Raw genomic sequence first — 15,852 nt, forward strand, 5'->3', positions numbered from 1 at the left:
GCGTTCAACGCTTGGCTCCTTGTGTCTGCTGGGCCATGGCCCGTTCGGCGGGGCGGACCAGCCCCAGGAAGCTCGCCACGGCCAGCAGGCCACCCAGTGCCACGACCACCGCCATGGTGCGTGAGGTCCCGTCGTGCAGTTGGCCGACCGCGCCGCCCACCAGTGCGGCGATGGTCATCTGCAGGAAGCCGAACAGCGACGACGCCGAGCCGGCACAGTGTGGGTTGGGCGCCAGGGCGCCGGTCATGGATTGCGGCATCAACACGCCCATGCCGATCATGAACAGCACATGCGGGCCAACCACGGCCCAGGCGGCGAATACCTCGGACAGGGCCAGCACCGCCATCAGGCTGCCGCCTAGCGCGCAGGTCAGGCTGGCCAGGCCGACCAGGCGCTCGCGCCCTAGCCGATGGCTGTAGCGGCCGCTGAGCAGGGTGCCGGTGAAGAACCCGGCCACAATCAGGGTGAAGAACAGGCCGTACTGGAAGGGCGAGACGCCAAGGAACTCGATCAGCACGAACGACGAGCCCGAGAGATAGGCGAACAGGCCTGAGAACGCCGCCGAGTTGGTCAGGGTATAGCCCATGAAGATGCGCTGGCCGAGCAGCATGCGGAAGTTACCGAAGATGACCGCAGGGTGAATCGACTGGCGGCGCTCCGGTGGCAGCGGCTCCGGTAGCGCCAGGATCAGCAGCGGCAGCATCACGGCGGCGTAGAGCGCCAGCAGCACGAATACCGACTCCCAGCCGAAGAACAGCAGCAGCCCGGCACCGACGATAGGCGCCAGTGCCGGCGCCAGCGACATGGTGCTGGCCATATAGGAGAGGATACGCCCGGCCTCGAGGGGGCCATAGATGTCGCGTACCGCGGCACGGCCCAGCACCGGCCCGGTGGCGCCGCCCAGTGCCTGCAGGAAGCGCCCGGCCAGCAGCCACTCGATGCTGGGGGCGAAGGCGCACAGCAGGCTCGCCAGCAGGAACAGGCTGAAGCCGAACACCATCACCGGCTTGCGCCCGAAGCGGTCGGAAAACGGGCCGCAGAACAGTTGGGCGGCGGCGAAGCCTGCCATGTAAAGGCTCAGGGTCAGTTGCACCTGGTCGGGGCCGGTGTCGAGGGCTTCGGCCATGGCCGGCATGGCCGGCAGATACATGTCGGTGGCCAGAGGGCCCAGCGCGGTCAGGGCCGCCAGGGTAATCACCGTGGCAGGAGATTTCAGCCTCAGCACATTGACCTCATTCTCGAAGGGCGTCTCGAAGGGCGCTCGGGGGCGAAAGACAACGACCGACGGGCACCGCTTCTCCCGCTCCGGCTTGGAACAGGGAGGGGCGGCGCCCGCCAGTCGTTAGCTTGCTTAATATAGCCTAATTAGCGCGGCTCTGCTCAACCCGCATCCGGCTGCTCGCCCGGGGCGGCCTTGGCGAAGGCGTCCAGCGCTCGGCAGCGCTCGGTGATGCGACGGAGCGTCGGATACGCGGAGAGGTCGCACTCGAAGCGCTCGGCGTTGAATACCTGCGGCACCAGGCAGACGTCGGCCAGGGTCGGGCTGTCGCCGTGGCAGAACGCGCCGCTGGCGGACTCGCTGGCCAGCCTTGCCTCCAGCGCGGTGAAGCCTTCGGCAATCCAGTGGCGATACCAGGCCAGCTTGGCCTCGTCGTCCAGCTTCAGCTCGTGCACCAGGTACTTGAGCACCTTGAGGTTGTTGAGCGGATGGATCTCGCAGGCGACGAGCTGGGCCAGCGAGCGCACCCGGGCACGGCCCTCGGCGTCCGCCGGCAGCAGCGGCGGCTCGGGGTGGCGTTCCTCCAGGTACTCGCAGATCGCCAGCGACTGGGTCAACTGGGCGCCGTCGTCGGTCTCGAGCACCGGCACCAGCCCCTGGGGGTTGTGAGTGCGGAAGTCGTCGCTCTTCTGCTCGCCCTTGACCAGGTTGACCGGTACCTGGTCGTACGCCAGGCCCTTGAGGTTCAGCGCGATGCGCACCCGGTAGGCCGCCGAGGAGCGGAAATAGCCGTACAGCGTGGTCATGGTTGACTCTCCCTGGCCGTTCACTTGGGCTGGCTTACTTTGGCTGGTAGGGCACCACCTGCTGGTCGATGGCGCCGAAGATGCTATTGCCCTGGCGGTCGAACATCTCGATGCGTACCCGGTCGCCGAAGCGCATGAACGGCGTCTTGGCCGCGCCGTGCAGGATCTGCTCGACCATGCGCACCTCGGCCAGGCAGCTGTAGCCCACGCCGCCGTCGGCGATCGGCTTGCCGGGGCCGCCGTCGGGGTCGGGGTTGGAGACGGTGCCCGAGCCGACGATGGCGCCGGCGCCCAGGTAGCGGGTCCTGGCCGCATGGGCGACCAGCTGAGGGAAGCTGAAGATCATGTCCGGGCCGGCCTCGGGCTCGCCGAACTTCTCGCCGTTGAGGTGTACGGTCAGCGGCAGGTGGACCTTGCCCTCCTGCCAGGCGTCGCCCAGCTCGTCCGGGGTGACGCAGATCGGCGAGAAGGCGGAGGCCGGCTTGGCCTGGAAGAAGCCGAAGCCCTTGGCCAGCTCGCCGGGAATCAGCCCGCGCAGGCTGACGTCGTTGACCAGCATGATCAGCTTGATGTGGCCGGCAGCCTGCTCCGGGGTCACCGCCATGGGCACGTCGTCGGTGATCACCGCAATCTCGCCCTCGAAGTCGATGCCGTGCTCCTCGCTGACCGCCTCGATGTCCTCGGTGGGGGCCAGGAACTTGTCGCCGCCGCCCTGGTACATCAGCGGATCGGTCCAGAAGGTTTCCGGCATCTCGGCGTTGCGCGCCTGGCGTACCAGCTTGACGTGGTTGAGGTAGGCGGAGCCGTCGGCCCAGTGGTAGCTGCGCGGCAGCGGCGAGTGCAGCCGGCTCTGATCCAGGGCGAAGGCGCCGGCGGCGCTGCCATCGTTGAGTTCGGCGTAGCGCGCTTCCAGTTTCGGGCTCACCGCATCCCAGTTCTCGATCGCCTGCTGCAGGGTCTGGGCGATGTCGGCGGCGGAAACGGCTTGGCTCAGGTCGCGGGAGACCACCAGCAGTTCGCCGTCGCGGCCGTGCTCTTTCTTATCCAGCTTGAGGGTAGCGAGTTTCATCGTGTCGCAATCCTTTCGTCAGGGGCGGGGCTCGTCGGCCCCGTCCGGTTCGGCGTTGTGTCGCTCAGGGCTGTTAGTCGGCTCATCAGCTCAGGGCTGTTGCGGATTGAAGTGCGAGCGCAGCGTCGACCACACGTCGACGTAGTCGCGCTGGCGGATGTCCGCGTTGAGCGCCGCTTCGGTCGGATGGTAGACGTAGCGGCTCTCGAACATGAAGGCCAGGGTCGCATCCAGGCGCTGCGGTGTCAGCTCGGCGTTGGAAGCCTTCTCGAAGGTCTCGGCGTCGGGGCCGTGGGGCGACATGCAGTTGTGCAGGCTGGCGCCGCCGGGCAGGAAACCCTCGGCCTTGGCATCGTACTCGCCGTGGATCAGGCCCATGAACTCGCTCATCAGGTTGCGATGGAAGTAGGGCGGACGGAAGGTGTTCTCGGCCACCATCCAGCGTGGCGGGAAGATCACGAAGTCGATGTTGGCCATCCCCGGGGTGTCGGAGGCCGAGGTCAGCACGGTGAAGATCGAGGGATCGGGGTGATCGAAGCTCACCGTGTTGATGGTGTTGAAGCGTGCAAGATCGTACTTGTAGGGCGCGTAGTTGCCGTGCCAGGCCACCACGTCGAGCGGCGAATGGCCGAGCTTGGTCACCCAGAAGCGGCCGGAGAACTTGGCCACCAGCTCGAAGTCGCCTTGCACGTCTTCAAAAGCGGCCACGGGGCTCTCGAAGTCGCGCGGGTTGGCCAGGCCATTGGCACCGATAGGGCCGAGGCCGGGTAGCTCCAGGGGGCTGCCGTAGTTCTCGCAGACATAGCCGCGGGCGGCGTCGCTTCCGTCGGCCAGGCGTACCTGGAACTTCATGCCGCGGGGAATCACCGCGATTTCGCTGCCCTTGACCTCGAGCTCGCCGAGTTCGGTACGCAGGCGCAGGCTGCCCTGCTGCGGCACGATCAAGAGCTCGCCGTCGGCGTCGTAGAAGAAGCGCTCGGTCATGTCGCGGTTGAAGGCGTAGACGTGCACGCCGCAGCCGGACTGGGTACCGGCATCGCCGTTGACGGCAATCGTCAGCAGGCCGTCGACGAAGTCGGTGGGCTCGGTGGGCATCGGCAGCGGATCCCAGCGCATCTGGTTGGGGTCGGCGGCGGGCTTGGCCAGCGGCGAGGTGGCCACCCGGCCATTCTCCAGCGGCGTATAGGCGCTCTGCACCACCGAGGGGCGGATGCGGTAGAGCCAGCTGCGCAGGTTCTCATGGCGCGGCGCGGTGAAGGCCGAGCCGGTCAGCTGCTCGGCGTAGAGGCCGTAGGCGCACTTCTGGGGCGAGTTCTGGCCCACCGGCAGGGCGCCGGGCAGCGCCTCGCTGGCGAAGTGGTTGCGAAAGCCGCTCTGGTACTCGAGCGTTTGGGTCGTCATGTCGGGGCTCCTCTCTATCAACGTCCTGTTGATGACTCGTTGTCTTCGGCGTATCACCGGACGCTGGCGGCGATCACTCGCCGGCGCGCGCTTCCGAAGGCGATGCCACGGCCTGGCCGGCGATGGCCAAGGCCTCCTCGAGCACCTGCTGATCGCCGATATGGTTGGCCAGCAGCAGGATCAGCCGGGCGTTGATACGTTCGCTCTCGGCCTCGCTGCGCTCGCGGTGCAGTTCGGTCAGCGCGGCATAGAAGGCGTCCGGGTCGGTGAATTTGGGGTTGAGCTCAAGCCGTGGCATGGCGTACCTCCTCGGCACCAAGGTGACGACCCAGCGCGCGATCGATCGCCGTCTCGATGTCGGCGGCGCTGACTTGGCGCCAGCGGGCGCTGACGTGCTGGTCGGGGCGGATCAGGTAGGCGACACCGCCGGTCAGGCCGTAGCGTTCTCCGACCAGGGTCTCCACGTCCTCGATCTGGCGGCTGCGTGGCAGCTCGGTCAGGGCATGCGGCGCCGGTCCGACGACCAGCAGATCGAGATCGGCCTGGTGCGCGAGCAGCGGCTCGAGTTCGGTCCTGAGCGCCTCGGCCTGGGCGCTGTCGACGCGGCCGTCGAGCAGCAGCGTGAAACGATCGCCCAACTGGTTGAGCAGCCAGGCGCGCCGCCCGGCCAGGCCGATCGGGGCATCCTTGGCCGGGCTGCCGGGGCGCAGCACGTGGGGCAGGCCCTCGGTCTCGGGGCCGTTGAGCGGCGAGTCGTCGTAGTGGCACGGCATGGAGAGTCGGCCGCTGTTGACCAGGCGCCGGGCGAAGGGGTAGTGCTCAGCCAGTTCCAGCACGCTGTCGCGGAACAGCCGGCTGACGCGGCTCTTGGGCGTGATGAAGTCGGTGGCGCGGGTCGAGTTGAGGATGTTCTCGGCGGCGCCGTGCTGGCGTTCGTCGTTGTAGGTGGCGAGCAGCGCCGCGGGGGCCTGGCCCTTGAGCACGCGGGCCAGCTTCCAGGCTAGGTTCTCGGTGCTCTGCAGCGCGCCGTTGGCGCCGCGGGCGCCGAAGGGCGAGACCTGGTGGGCGGCGTCGCCCATGAAGAACACGCGCTGGTGGATGTAGTCGTCCATCTTGCGGCAGCGGAAGGTGTAGACGCTGGCCCACTCCAGCTCGAACTCCACGTCTGCGCCGAGCATCGCCTGCACCCGCGGGCGGATGTTCTCCTCCTTCTTCTCCTCTTCCGGGTCGGCGTCCCAGCCCAGTTGGAAGTCGATGCGCCAGACGTTGTCCGGCTGGCGGTGCAGCAGCACCGACTGGTTGGGGTGGAAGGGCGGGTCGAACCAGAACCAGCGCTCGGTGGGGAAATCGGCCTTCATGATCACGTCGGCGATCAGGAAACGGTCCTGGAAGATCTGGCCTTTGCTCTCCAGCCCCAGCATGTCGCGGATCTTGCTGTTGGCGCCGTCGGCCACCAGCAGGTAGTCGCAGGAGAGACGGTAGTCGCCGTCCTCGGTGCTGATCACGACCTCACTGCGCTCGGCCTGGCTGTCGACCTCGGTGACCTTGTGCTTCCAGCGCAGGTCGATGCGATCGGCAAGCGCGTCGGCGCGATTCACCAGATACTCTTCGAAATAGTACTGCTGCAGGTTGATGAAGGCCGGCATGCGGTGGCCCTCTTCCGGCAGAAGGTCGAAGTCGTAGACCTCTCGCTGCTGGAAGAACACTCGGCCGCGCTGCCAGGTCACGCCCTTGTCGACCATCGGCTGGGCGCAGCCGAGGCGGTCGAGGATCTCCAGGGTGCGCTTGGCGAAGCAGATCGCCCGCGAGCCGACGCTGACGGTGTTGTTGTCGTCGAGCACCATGCTGGCGATGCCCTGCTGGGCCAGGTCGATGGCCATGGCCAGGCCGGTGGGGCCGGCGCCGACGATCACCACCGGGCAGTGGCGCACCTCGTCGCGGTCAAGCTCGGGCGGGCGCCGGTACGGGTAGACGGGATTGTTGTAAGTCGTGGGCATGCTTCCTCCGACTGCGGCTGCTGCGGGGCAGGCCTGCGTCAGAACGCTGCGGCCGGCCCCGGCACCACGCGCCAGGATTATTGTGAAAACAGCGCTTACTGGTTCTCGACGACTTCCTGCAGCGAGTGCCACATGGCCGTGTCGCGCTCGGCGGTCCAGATGCGCGGGTCGGGGTATTCGCCGCCGGCCTCGTCATAGCAGCGGGTGATGTCGAACGGCAGGCAGTGGTCGAAGATCACCCAGTGGCCGTACTTCGGCTTGAGCTTGGCGTAGGTCTCGGCGTAGCACTCGGAGAGCGACTTGCCGGCGGCCTTGCCCGCCTTGACGCTGTCGTACATGTCGGCGAGGAAGTCGCGGGTGCCCTGGATCGCCTCCTGGCACTGCTCGGGTGTGGTGAGTGCCTCGCCGCGGCCCGGCACCAGCTTCTGCGGGGCCATCGCCTGCAGGCGATCGAGAGTGGAAGGCCAGTCCTCGTGGTAGGCGTCGCCGGTGTAGGGAGTGGCGCCGTACTCGACCAGGTCGCCGGAGAACATCACCTTCTCCTCCGGCAGCCAGACCACGGTGTCGCCCTTGGTGTGGCCGCGACCGAGGTGAATGATGCGCACCTCGCGCTTGCCCATGAACACCGTCAGCTCCCGCTGGAATACGATGTTGGGCCAGGTCAGGCCGGGCACCGAGTCGACGCCCTTGAACAGGCGCGGGAAGCGGCCGACCTCGGACTCGTAGTCCTGCTGGCCGCGCTCGACGATCAAATCATAGGTGTTCTGGCTGGCGTAGATGTTCTCGGCCTCGTAGGCCGAGGCGCCGAGCACGCGCACGGCGTGGTAGTGGGTCATCACCACGTGCTTGATCGGCAGGTCGGTGACCTCGCGGATGCGGCGGATCACGTCCTGGGCCATGATCGGCGTGGCCTGAGTGTCGATCACCATCACGCTGTCGTCGCCGATCACCACGCCGGTATTGGGGTCGCCCTCGGCGGTATAGGCATAGAGGCCCTCGGCCAGCTGGGTAAAGCTGACCTGCTTCTCTTCGGTATCGGCATGGGAAGCGAATTTCTTGCTCATGGTTCCTCCAGTGTCGTCGGGGCGTCACGGTGGGCGACGTCAAGGGGCCGCTGTTGGCCTCGTTCGATGTTTTGAATGCAGCGAGCATAGTTGCTATTGAAACTATATGTCCAGCAAGTCGTCGACCAGAAGCACGGGTCATTGCCTTAGAGGCTGAGGAAAAATTGTCTTGTATCATGGGTTTTCGACAATTTTACGACCTAAGTCTAGTACATGGCTGTCTCAAATTAGTTGCAGAGGAGAGTATCTGGCGGCAAGGTGGAGGCGCAGAATACGCCGGGCTGATGCGCTCCTTACCCTCCCGCATAGAGCGAGCACCAGCCAGCGATACAGCGCTATAAAAACGCAACGGCGCAACGACGAACAATTGAATACGCAGCGTGGCGCGAGCACGCCTCCCGTGACGACCCAGGAGCTCACAATGAAAATGACCAACCGCCTCATGATTGGCGCCGTGGCGGCGCTCGGTTTCAGCTTCGCCGCGCCGGTGCTGGCGCAGACCACCATTACCGTCAGCACCTGGGGTGGTCCCAACCACGGCATCAACACCATCGTCTGGCCCACCTGGAAGGCGTGGATCGAGGAGGCGACCGAAGGTCGCGTCACCGTCGAGGTGGTCCACGACATGGGCCCGCCAGCGGCGCAGATGGAAATCGTCGCCGACGGCATCGCCGACGCCACCTGGATCTTCCACGGCCACATGTCGGGACGCTTCGAGCTGACCCAACTGCCGGAATTCCCCACCTTCGAGGCCTTCTCTTCCGAGGCGGCCTCGGCGGCATACTGGAACACCTACCAGGAGTATCTGGCGGCAGCCGACGAGCATAATGGCGTCGACGTGATGGCCATGGGCGTGCACGGGCCGGGCCAGATCTTCACCCGCGACCAGGTGGATTCCCTCGATCAGCTCTCGGGCATGCGCATGCGGGTCGGCGGTGGCGTGATGAGCAACCTGGCCAGTGCCATGGATGTCTCCGGTGTGGCGATGCCGCCCACCAGTGTCTACGAAGGGGCTTCCCAGGGGGTCATCCAGGGCGCCATGCTGACGCTCGAAGGGCTGCGTAGTTTCCGTGTGGCCGAGGTACTGCCGCATACTCTGACGGTGGATGGCGGCTTCTACCGTGGCAGCTTTGCCATCGTCATGAACCCGATGTTCTGGGACCAGGTCTCCGCCGAGGATCGCGAGGCGATCGAAGCCGTTTCCGGTGAAGGCCTCTCGCGGCTGTTCGGTTACATGATGGATGCCATGGACGAGCGCGGCGTGGCTTTCGCCAAGGAGCAGGGCAATACCTTCACCGAGGCCTCGGAGGAAGACATCGAGCATCTGCGCGGAGTGACCGATGAGCTGATCGCCGAGTGGAATGCCGCTGTAGAAGGGCGCGGAATCGATACCGAAGCGGCGCTGGCACACTTCCGCGAGCAGCTCGCCCTGGCCGCCGAAGGCGAAGGTATCGCCGATCGCGTCGTTCACCCGTAATTCGCTGTGACCCCTGGAGGCTTGACCATGCCGACCACGTCGACATACTGGCTGCGGGTCGGCCGTGTCATGCAGCTGACGCTGGAGGGGGTGGCCGGTGCCACCCTCTTCGCCATGATGCTGCTGACCACGGCGGACGTGACCGGACGCTACTTCTTCAATTCGCCGATCCTGGGCACCGTCGAGCTGACCCAGCTGATGCTGGCGGCGCTGGTGTTCCTGTCGCTGCCGGTGGTGTGCTGGCGCGAGGAGCACGTCAGCGTCGACCTGCTCGACAGCGTGTTTCCCGCGCGCCTGATCTGGGTTCGCCAGGTGCTGGTCAACCTGATCGTCAGCGGCGCGCTGTGGGTCATGGCGCGGCGGGTGTGGGCCCTGGGCGAGCGCGCCATGCAGTGGGGCGACGTCACCGAGTTCCTGCGCATCCCCAACGGCTATCTCATCTACCTGATGGCGATCATGCTCGCCGCCTCGGCCGTGCTGACCCTGCTGCGGGCGCTATGCTACCTGCTCGAAGGCGTGGGCGTACTCGAGCGCGGCGGCCCGCTCAGTCCCGAGAAAGGCAAGGGAGGCGACAATGACTGAAGCACTCTACGGCTTCGCCGCCCTGCTGCTGCTGGCATTCTTGCGCGTGCCGCTGGCGTTTGCCATGGGCATCGTCGGCTTCGCCGGCTTCTACTACCTCACCGGCAACTGGAACGCCGCCGAGGCCATGGCCGCGCGGCGGGTGGTGGACACCGCCATGGACTACGGCCTGTCGGTGATCCCGCTGTTCATCCTGATGGGCAACCTGGTGTCGCACGCCGGGCTGTCGGATGCCCTGTTCCGCGCCTCCAACGGTTTTCTCGGCCACCGCAAGGGCGGCCAGGCCATGGCCACCATCGTCGCCTGCGGCGGCTTCAGCGCCATCTGCGGCTCGAGCCTGGCCACCGCCGCCACCATGGGCCGGGTGGCCATGCCGCAGATGCGCAAGTACGGCTACAAGGACACCCTCGCCTCGGCGTCCATCGCCGCCGGCGGCACGCTGGGTATCCTCATCCCGCCCAGCGTGATGCTGGTGATCTACGGCATCCTCACCGAGACCAGCATCCGCGAACTGTTCGCCGCCGGCTTCATTCCCGGCATCCTGGGCATCGTCATGTACCTGGTGGCGGTCAAGTGGGTGCTGTGGCGCGACCCCGCGGCCGGCCCCGCCGGCGAGAAGGTCGAGTGGCCCGAACGCCTGACGGCGCTCAAGAGCGTCGGCAGCACCCTGGCGCTGTTCGTGCTGGTGATCGGCGGCATCTACCTCGGCGTGTTCACCCCCACCGAGGCGGCGGGCATCGGCGCCATGGGCGCCTTCCTCATCGCCCTGTGGCGCCGGGCGCTGACCCCCCAGGTGCTGATGAACGTGCTGATGGACACCGTGCGTACCACCGCCATGCTGTTCGCCGTGGTACTCACCGCACTGATCTTTGCCAACTTCATCAACCGCGCGGGGCTGCCCAGCGACCTGCTGGCGTTCGTCAACGGACTCGACATTGCGCCGTTCCTGGTGATCCTGGTGATACTGGCCATCTACGTACTGCTCGGCTGCGTGTTCGAGAGCATGTCGATGCTGCTGCTCACCGTGCCGGTGTTCTTCCCGGTGGTGGCGGGGCTTGGCTTCGACCTGGTGTGGTTCGGCATCCTGGTGGTGATCGTGATCGAGATCAGTCTGATCACGCCGCCGGTGGGAATGAACGTGTTCGTGCTGCGGGCGGTGCTGCCGGACGTGAGCACGGGGACGATCTTCCGCGGGGTGACGCCGTTCTGGGTGGCGGGGATGGCGCGCGCGTTGCTGGTGCTGGTGTTCCCGGGTATCGTGCTGTTCCTGCCGCAACTGCTCTATTAATCGCTGCCAAGCGCAGGGTGAGGAGTTCCTGATGAACATGGAGGAGAACCGGGCGGGGCTCGCCAGGGAGGGCGAGGAGAGTCTGGTCGAACCGTCAACCAAGCAGGAGTTGGATCTCAACCAGTTCCTGCCCTATCGGCTCAACAGCCTGGCCGATCGTATCAGCCAGGCATTGGCGGAGCTCTACGAAGAGCGCTACCAGTTGAATATTGCTCAGTGGCGGGTGCTGGCCTGGCTCAGCCACTGCGACGAGCTGACGGCGAAGAAGATCTGCGCCTACACCAACATGGACAAGGCCCGCGTCTCGCGGGCGATCCAGTCACTGGAGGAGCGAGGGCTGATCAGCCGCACGCCCGCTCCCGAGGACCAGCGCCAGCAGGATCTCCACCTCACCGCCGCCGGTCAGACGCTACTGGCCAAGCTGATTCCCGAGGCCCAGGCCTGGGAGGCGGAGCTGGTCGCGACTCTCACCGCCGGTGAGTATCGCGACCTGCTCAACGTGATGCGCAAGCTGGAGCGTCAGTTGGAGCGGATCGGGCAGTAACGGTTTCGGGTCGCTTCAAGCTCTTGCGGTGGCCTCTGCCTCGGCAGGGCTGGGCACGCGCCCGCCGATTCGGGCGGTGATCTCGGCGGCGGTCTCCCGCACCAGTGCGCCCAGCTCCGGCAGCCGCGCTTCGGGAATGCGTGCCACCGGGCCCGATACCGAAATGGCCGCCAGCGGCGTGCCGTGTTCGTCGTGCAGGCAGGCGGCTACGCAGTGCAGGCCGATGGCGTGCTCCTCGCGGTCGCAGGCAAAGCCCTGGCGCCGCACCTCGGCCAGATTGGCACGCAGCGCCTCGGGGGTATGCAGGGTATTGCGGGTGACTCGCGTGAGGCCGCGCTCGGCCAGCACCCGCTCGAACTCGTCGTCGGGCAGCCAGGCCATCAGCGCCTTGCCCACTCCCGAAGCGTGCAGCGGTGCGCGCGACCCGAGCCGGGTGATCATGCGCATCATCTGCGACGATTCGCTCTGGGCCAGGAATACCGCGGTGGCGCCGTCGCGAATGCCCAGGTTGGCGGTCTCGCCGGTCTCGGCGGTCAGGCGACGCAGGAAGGGGCGGCTGGTGGCGACGAAGTCGCGCGCCTCGAGAAAACTGTTGCCGATGCGGAAGGTCTTGACGTCGATCTTCCACACGCCAAGCTCTGCATCCTGGGTGATGAAGCCCTGCCCCTGCAGCGCCTGCAGCAGGCGATGGGTAGTGGAGGGTGCCAGATCGACCATCTCGGCCAGTTCGGACAGCGCCAGGCCACCCGGTGTGGCGGCCAGCCGCTCGAGCAGGTTGAGCCCGCGTACCAGCGATTGACTATGGCCGCTAGCGCTCTTGCCGGGGCCGGGCGGGCGCCCCGCCGTTCTGCGTTTGACTTCACTCACCTGCGTCATTCCTCTGCTTTGACCTGACAGCCTTTTCGAAGGCCAGCAACAGGATACCCGCTCGGCGCTGGCTTGTCTCGATTGCGGAAATACCTTCCACTCTTCTTTCGCAGGGAGGTCTTGCGCAGGACGGGATGGCTAGCGGTGGCGCCATTGGGGTTCCCGCTTGGCGATGAAGGCATCGATACCCTCGGCCACATCCTCGGCCATCATGTTGCAGGCCATGGTTTCGCCGGCCAGGGCGTAGGCTTCGCTCAGCGGCAGTTGCAGCTGACGCTGGAACAGCGCCTTGCCGGTGCGCAGTGCCACCGCGCTCTTGGCGCAGAGGCTGGCGGTGAGCTCATCGAGCACTTCGTCCAGGGCCTCGTCGTCGGCTACGCGATTGACCAACCCCCAGTCGAGTGCCTGATCGGCATCGATGAACTCGCCGGTGAAGAGCATTTCCATGGCGCGTTTGCGGCCGATGTTGCGCGACAGCGCCACCGCTGGGGTCGAGCAGAACAGCCCCACGTTGATGCCCGACACCGCGAATCGGGCCGAACGCGCTGCCACCGCCAGGTCGCAGCTGGCGACCAACTGGCAGCCAGCGGCGGTGGCCAATCCCTGGACTCGGGCGATTACCGGTACCGGCAGCTGGACGATGCGCTGCATGACCTCGCCGCAGCGGGCGAACAGCTCCTGGTAATAGGCCTTGTCGGGATTGGCGCGCATCTCCTTCAGATCATGCCCGGCGCAGAAGGCGCGCCCTTCGGCGGCGATCACCACGCAGCGCACCGAGTCCTCGTTGGCCAGGCGCGAGAGTTCGCCACCCAGTGCCTTGAGCACTTCTTCCGACAGTGCATTGAACTGGCGGGGACGGTTCAACGTGAGAGTGGCAACGCCGCGCTGGTCGCGACGAATCACCGGGCGTTCGTCGACGGTCGTATTCATTGTCGTATCCTGTAGAAACGTGCCCGCCACCAGCCTAGCCTGTCGCGCGCACAATTCGTCACCCCTGCGACCAAAGGCGGTATGCCACGCTGCCCGGATTCCGCCTAGCGAGAGCGAAGCATGAACGACTCACTTTCCGACCACGAGGCCCTGCATAAGGGCATGCCGCAGACCGGTAACCGGCTGCTGGCCGACGTCAGCCTGCCGGCCGCCGTGATCCACGAACCGGCGCTGGCCCATAACCTGGCCTGGATGCAGCGCTTCTGCGAAGACCATGGGGCGCGACTGGCCCCCCACGGCAAGACCACCATGTGCCCCGAGCTGTTCCATCGCCAGCTCGCTGCCGGCGCCTGGGGCATTACCCTGGCCACGGCTTCCCAGTGCCGGGCAGCCTTCCATCACGGTGTCAATCGCCTGATGCTGGCCAACCAGCTCGTTGGCGAGGCCAACATGGCCATCGTTGCGGGGCTGATCGAGGCCGGTGCCGACTTCTATTGCGTCGTCGACAGTGCGCGCAATGTCGATCAATTGGCACGCTACTTCACCGCCCGCGACCTGCGTCTCAAGGTGCTGATCGAACTCGGGGTGCCGGGCGGTCGCTGCGGCTGCCGCGATACCGACGAGGTGATGGCGCTGGCCGAACGTATCGACAGTGAGCAGGCTCTGGTGCTATCCGGCCTCGAGGGCTACGAGGGAGTGGTGCATGGAGGCGATCCCGAACGCGCCGTGCGGGCCTATGCCTGGCAACTGGTCGAGGCGGCCCAGGCATTGGAGCGCGACGCTCTGATCGAGAGTCCACAGCCGCTGATCACGGCGTCCGGTTCGGCCTGGTACGACCTGATTGCCGGGGTGTTCCGTGAAGCGCGATTGGGGTCGCAGTTCGTGCCGGTGTTGCGCCCTGGCTGCTACGTGGTGCACGACCACGGCATCTATCGCCAGGCTCAGCGTGAAGTCCTGGCGCGCCGTCCGGAGCTTGAGCGGGGACTCAAACCGGCGCTCGAGGTCTACGCCCAGGTGATCTCGTTGCCCGAGCCGGGGCTCGCCATCGTCGGCATGGGCAAGCGCGACGTCGGCCATGACCAGATGCCCGAACCGCTGCGGCGCTATCGCGAAGGCGACGAGCGCTTGCATCCGCTGTCAGTGGAGGGCTGGCAATTGACCAAGCTGATGGACCAGCACGCCTTCGTCAGGCTGCCCGAGGAGGACGAAGAACCCGCAAACGGCAACGGGCGGGTGCGAGTGGGCGACATCGTGGCTTTTGGCGTCTCCCACCCCTGCCTGACCTTCGACAAGTGGCGGCGGCTCTGTCGCGTCGATGAGCGGCTGGAGGTGGTAGAGGTAATGCAGACCTGTTTCTAGGTTCGGCATGGGAAGAGGCGGTGCTGGGCATACGGGTTGAAACCGCAGCTTCAGGATCGCTTCAGCTCGCGCTCGGCCTTCAGCCGCGTCAACCTGTCGCCGAACAGGTAGGCGCCGAGCGCTACCAGGATCAGCACGGCGCCTGCCAGCATCGAGGACGATGGCTGTTCCTGATTGAAGGTCATGCCCAGGCCCAGTGCCAGCACCGGTGTGATCAGCGTGACCAATGCCACGGTAGCCGCCGAGAGACGTGACAGAATCAGGAAGTAACAAAGGAAGCCCAGCAGCGAACCGAACAGCGCCAGGTAGATGACCGACCACAGGCCACGTGAGCTGAGCGGTACCGTCAAGGGCTCGCCGCTGGCCAGCCACAGCACGAGAAAGCACGGCAGGCTCAGGGCCAGGGCGCCCAAGGTCTGCTCCAGTGGGCCGAGACCGGCGGCTACACGCTGCACGGCGATGCCGCTGGCGCTGAAGAGGGTGACGGCGAGCAGCATCATCAGCAGAGCCGGCAACTGGTCGCTACCCAGTATCAGACTGTCGGCGAACACCACGGCCAGGCCCAGCACGCCGAGCGTGCAACCGAACCAGTGCCAGCGGCGCAGCTTCACGGCGCCGGGCAGCAGTTGCAGGATCAGCCCCGAGACCAGCGGTGCCATGCCGAATATCACCGACATCATGCCGGAGGGTAGCGTCATCGAGGCGTGATAGCTCAATGCCATGGCGCCAAACACCCCGGGAACCGCCGCTGCGTAGCTCTTCATGGCATGCTTGTCCCTACGCAGGTCACGGCGCATTGCCATCAGCACCACGAGCCCCGCCAGGAAGGCAAGCGCCATTCGTAACAGCACGCTGCCCACGGGGGCTCCCGCTTCGGCGCTCCACTTGATGGCCAGTGGCGTGGTAGCCCATACCAACACTACGATCAGGTAGGCGGCGGCAGTTGGCATGCGGTCTTCCTTGGCAAATGGAATGCGCGAGTGCGCTTCGAAGAATAATCATTAGCACAGCAATGGCTTCTACGTCGAACCGACAGGGGAGAAGCGAGGCCCTGCTGTGCCTGAACGAGCCATCATACGGGACGGGCGTGAACCGGGGCGTCATATCTGGCATCTTGCTTAGGGTGTCGCGCGGCCGTGTGTCACCCTTTTCTGCACGCAAGTCCTATACGCAAGCTCTGTACGCAAGTTATCTGCCGGGCGCGGGGATAGTATCCCTGCCGCTCCTGTCATGTCAGGCATGATCGACC

General features: G+C 66.1%; 15 protein-coding genes. 5 read left to right on the forward strand and 10 right to left on the reverse strand.

All coding sequences use genetic code 11. The features are described from left to right. Nucleotides 1-4: 4 nt before the first annotated feature. The 7 genes from EKK97_RS00525 to EKK97_RS00555 all read right to left on the reverse strand — a co-directional run bounded on the left by EKK97_RS00525 (nucleotide 5) and on the right by EKK97_RS00555 (nucleotide 7,556). Nucleotides 5-1,225 (reverse strand): multidrug effflux MFS transporter, encoded by a 1,221-nt coding sequence (locus tag EKK97_RS00525; RefSeq protein ID WP_159547934.1) that lies wholly within the window; start codon nucleotides 1,223-1,225, stop codon nucleotides 5-7. Nucleotides 1,226-1,380: 155 nt separating this feature from the next. Next, a complete protein-coding gene (maiA, locus tag EKK97_RS00530; protein WP_159547936.1) occupies nucleotides 1,381-2,025 on the reverse strand; it encodes a maleylacetoacetate isomerase in 645 nt (214 codons plus the stop codon). Between the two features lie 34 nt (nucleotides 2,026-2,059). Beyond that, the gene (locus EKK97_RS00535; protein ID WP_159547937.1) at nucleotides 2,060-3,094 is read right to left on the reverse strand and encodes a fumarylacetoacetate hydrolase family protein; all 1,035 of its coding nucleotides are present in this window, start codon (nucleotides 3,092-3,094) and stop codon (nucleotides 2,060-2,062) included. Between the two features lie 90 nt (nucleotides 3,095-3,184). After that, on the reverse strand, nucleotides 3,185-4,495 hold the full coding sequence (hmgA, locus tag EKK97_RS00540; RefSeq protein ID WP_159547939.1) for a homogentisate 1,2-dioxygenase: 1,311 nt from the start codon (nucleotides 4,493-4,495) through the stop codon (nucleotides 3,185-3,187). A 73-nt stretch (nucleotides 4,496-4,568) separates the two neighbouring features. After that, complete coding sequence (locus EKK97_RS00545) at nucleotides 4,569-4,793, reverse strand: DUF2783 domain-containing protein (protein WP_159547941.1); 225 nt, start codon at nucleotides 4,791-4,793, stop codon at nucleotides 4,569-4,571. After that, nucleotides 4,780-6,492 (reverse strand): FAD-dependent oxidoreductase, encoded by a 1,713-nt coding sequence (locus EKK97_RS00550; protein WP_159547943.1) that lies wholly within the window; start codon nucleotides 6,490-6,492, stop codon nucleotides 4,780-4,782. Before EKK97_RS00550 ends, EKK97_RS00545 begins: the two co-directional genes overlap by 14 nt. A 95-nt stretch (nucleotides 6,493-6,587) precedes the next feature. Beyond that, on the reverse strand, nucleotides 6,588-7,556 hold the full coding sequence (locus tag EKK97_RS00555; RefSeq protein WP_159547945.1) for an MBL fold metallo-hydrolase: 969 nt from the start codon (nucleotides 7,554-7,556) through the stop codon (nucleotides 6,588-6,590). A gap of 421 nt (nucleotides 7,557-7,977) precedes the next feature. On the opposite strand from EKK97_RS00555, the gene EKK97_RS00560 reads away from it, so the two are divergent. Genes EKK97_RS00560 through EKK97_RS00575 form a run of 4 tightly spaced genes read left to right on the forward strand, consistent with a single transcriptional unit; the run spans nucleotide 7,978 to nucleotide 11,447 of the window. Further along, nucleotides 7,978-9,033 carry a TRAP transporter substrate-binding protein gene (locus EKK97_RS00560; protein ID WP_159547947.1) on the forward strand — a complete coding sequence of 352 codons (1,056 nt, stop codon included), beginning with the start codon at nucleotides 7,978-7,980 and terminating at the stop codon, nucleotides 9,031-9,033. A gap of 27 nt (nucleotides 9,034-9,060) precedes the next feature. Then, complete coding sequence (locus EKK97_RS00565; RefSeq protein WP_159547894.1) at nucleotides 9,061-9,615, forward strand: TRAP transporter small permease; 555 nt, start codon at nucleotides 9,061-9,063, stop codon at nucleotides 9,613-9,615. After that, a complete protein-coding gene (locus tag EKK97_RS00570; RefSeq protein WP_159547896.1) occupies nucleotides 9,608-10,903 on the forward strand; it encodes a TRAP transporter large permease in 1,296 nt (431 codons plus the stop codon). Before EKK97_RS00565 ends, EKK97_RS00570 begins: the two co-directional genes overlap by 8 nt. 31 nt (nucleotides 10,904-10,934) lie before the next feature. After that, nucleotides 10,935-11,447, forward strand: a complete 513-nt coding sequence (locus EKK97_RS00575; protein ID WP_159547949.1) for a MarR family winged helix-turn-helix transcriptional regulator — start codon at nucleotides 10,935-10,937, stop codon at nucleotides 11,445-11,447. A gap of 15 nt (nucleotides 11,448-11,462) precedes the next feature. Here the strand turns inward: EKK97_RS00575 and EKK97_RS00580 are convergent, their stop codons facing one another. Continuing rightward, the gene (locus EKK97_RS00580; RefSeq protein ID WP_159547950.1) at nucleotides 11,463-12,314 is read right to left on the reverse strand and encodes an IclR family transcriptional regulator domain-containing protein; all 852 of its coding nucleotides are present in this window, start codon (nucleotides 12,312-12,314) and stop codon (nucleotides 11,463-11,465) included. Between the two features lie 138 nt (nucleotides 12,315-12,452). Beyond that, entirely contained in the window at nucleotides 12,453-13,244 is a 792-nt protein-coding gene (locus EKK97_RS00585; RefSeq protein ID WP_159547951.1) for an enoyl-CoA hydratase, read from the reverse strand. Between the two features lie 120 nt (nucleotides 13,245-13,364). Here EKK97_RS00585 and EKK97_RS00590 point away from each other — a divergent pair, with 120 nt between their 5' ends. Next, complete coding sequence (locus EKK97_RS00590) at nucleotides 13,365-14,603, forward strand: amino acid deaminase (RefSeq protein WP_159547952.1); 1,239 nt, start codon at nucleotides 13,365-13,367, stop codon at nucleotides 14,601-14,603. Between the two features lie 50 nt (nucleotides 14,604-14,653). Here EKK97_RS00590 and EKK97_RS00595 read toward each other — a convergent pair whose 3' ends face one another. Beyond that, entirely contained in the window at nucleotides 14,654-15,553 is a 900-nt protein-coding gene (locus EKK97_RS00595) for a DMT family transporter (protein WP_159547953.1), read from the reverse strand. Between the last annotated feature and the right edge of the window lie 299 nt (nucleotides 15,554-15,852).

Source organism: Billgrantia tianxiuensis, assembly GCF_009834345.1.
GTDB classification, from domain to species: Bacteria; Pseudomonadota; Gammaproteobacteria; order Pseudomonadales; family Halomonadaceae; genus Halomonas; species Halomonas tianxiuensis.

Excerpts from the sequence above, each read along its gene's own strand:
- maiA (WP_159547936.1), bottom strand. The coding sequence starts at position 2,025 with ATGACCACGCTGTACGGCTATTTCCGCTCCTCGGCGGCCTACCGGGTG.
- EKK97_RS00535 (WP_159547937.1), bottom strand. The coding sequence starts at position 3,094 with ATGAAACTCGCTACCCTCAAGCTGGATAAGAAAGAGCACGGCCGCGAC.
- hmgA (WP_159547939.1), bottom strand. The coding sequence starts at position 4,495 with ATGACGACCCAAACGCTCGAGTACCAGAGCGGCTTTCGCAACCACTTC.
- EKK97_RS00545 (WP_159547941.1), bottom strand. The coding sequence starts at position 4,793 with ATGCCACGGCTTGAGCTCAACCCCAAATTCACCGACCCGGACGCCTTC.
- EKK97_RS00550 (WP_159547943.1), bottom strand. The coding sequence starts at position 6,492 with ATGCCCACGACTTACAACAATCCCGTCTACCCGTACCGGCGCCCGCCC.
- EKK97_RS00555 (WP_159547945.1), bottom strand. The coding sequence starts at position 7,556 with ATGAGCAAGAAATTCGCTTCCCATGCCGATACCGAAGAGAAGCAGGTC.
- EKK97_RS00560 (WP_159547947.1), top strand. The coding sequence starts at position 7,978 with ATGAAAATGACCAACCGCCTCATGATTGGCGCCGTGGCGGCGCTCGGT.
- EKK97_RS00565 (WP_159547894.1), top strand. The coding sequence starts at position 9,061 with ATGCCGACCACGTCGACATACTGGCTGCGGGTCGGCCGTGTCATGCAG.
- EKK97_RS00570 (WP_159547896.1), top strand. The coding sequence starts at position 9,608 with ATGACTGAAGCACTCTACGGCTTCGCCGCCCTGCTGCTGCTGGCATTC.
- EKK97_RS00575 (WP_159547949.1), top strand. The coding sequence starts at position 10,935 with ATGAACATGGAGGAGAACCGGGCGGGGCTCGCCAGGGAGGGCGAGGAG.
- EKK97_RS00585 (WP_159547951.1), bottom strand. The coding sequence starts at position 13,244 with ATGAATACGACCGTCGACGAACGCCCGGTGATTCGTCGCGACCAGCGC.
- EKK97_RS00590 (WP_159547952.1), top strand. The coding sequence starts at position 13,365 with ATGAACGACTCACTTTCCGACCACGAGGCCCTGCATAAGGGCATGCCG.
- EKK97_RS00595 (WP_159547953.1), bottom strand. The coding sequence starts at position 15,553 with ATGCCAACTGCCGCCGCCTACCTGATCGTAGTGTTGGTATGGGCTACC.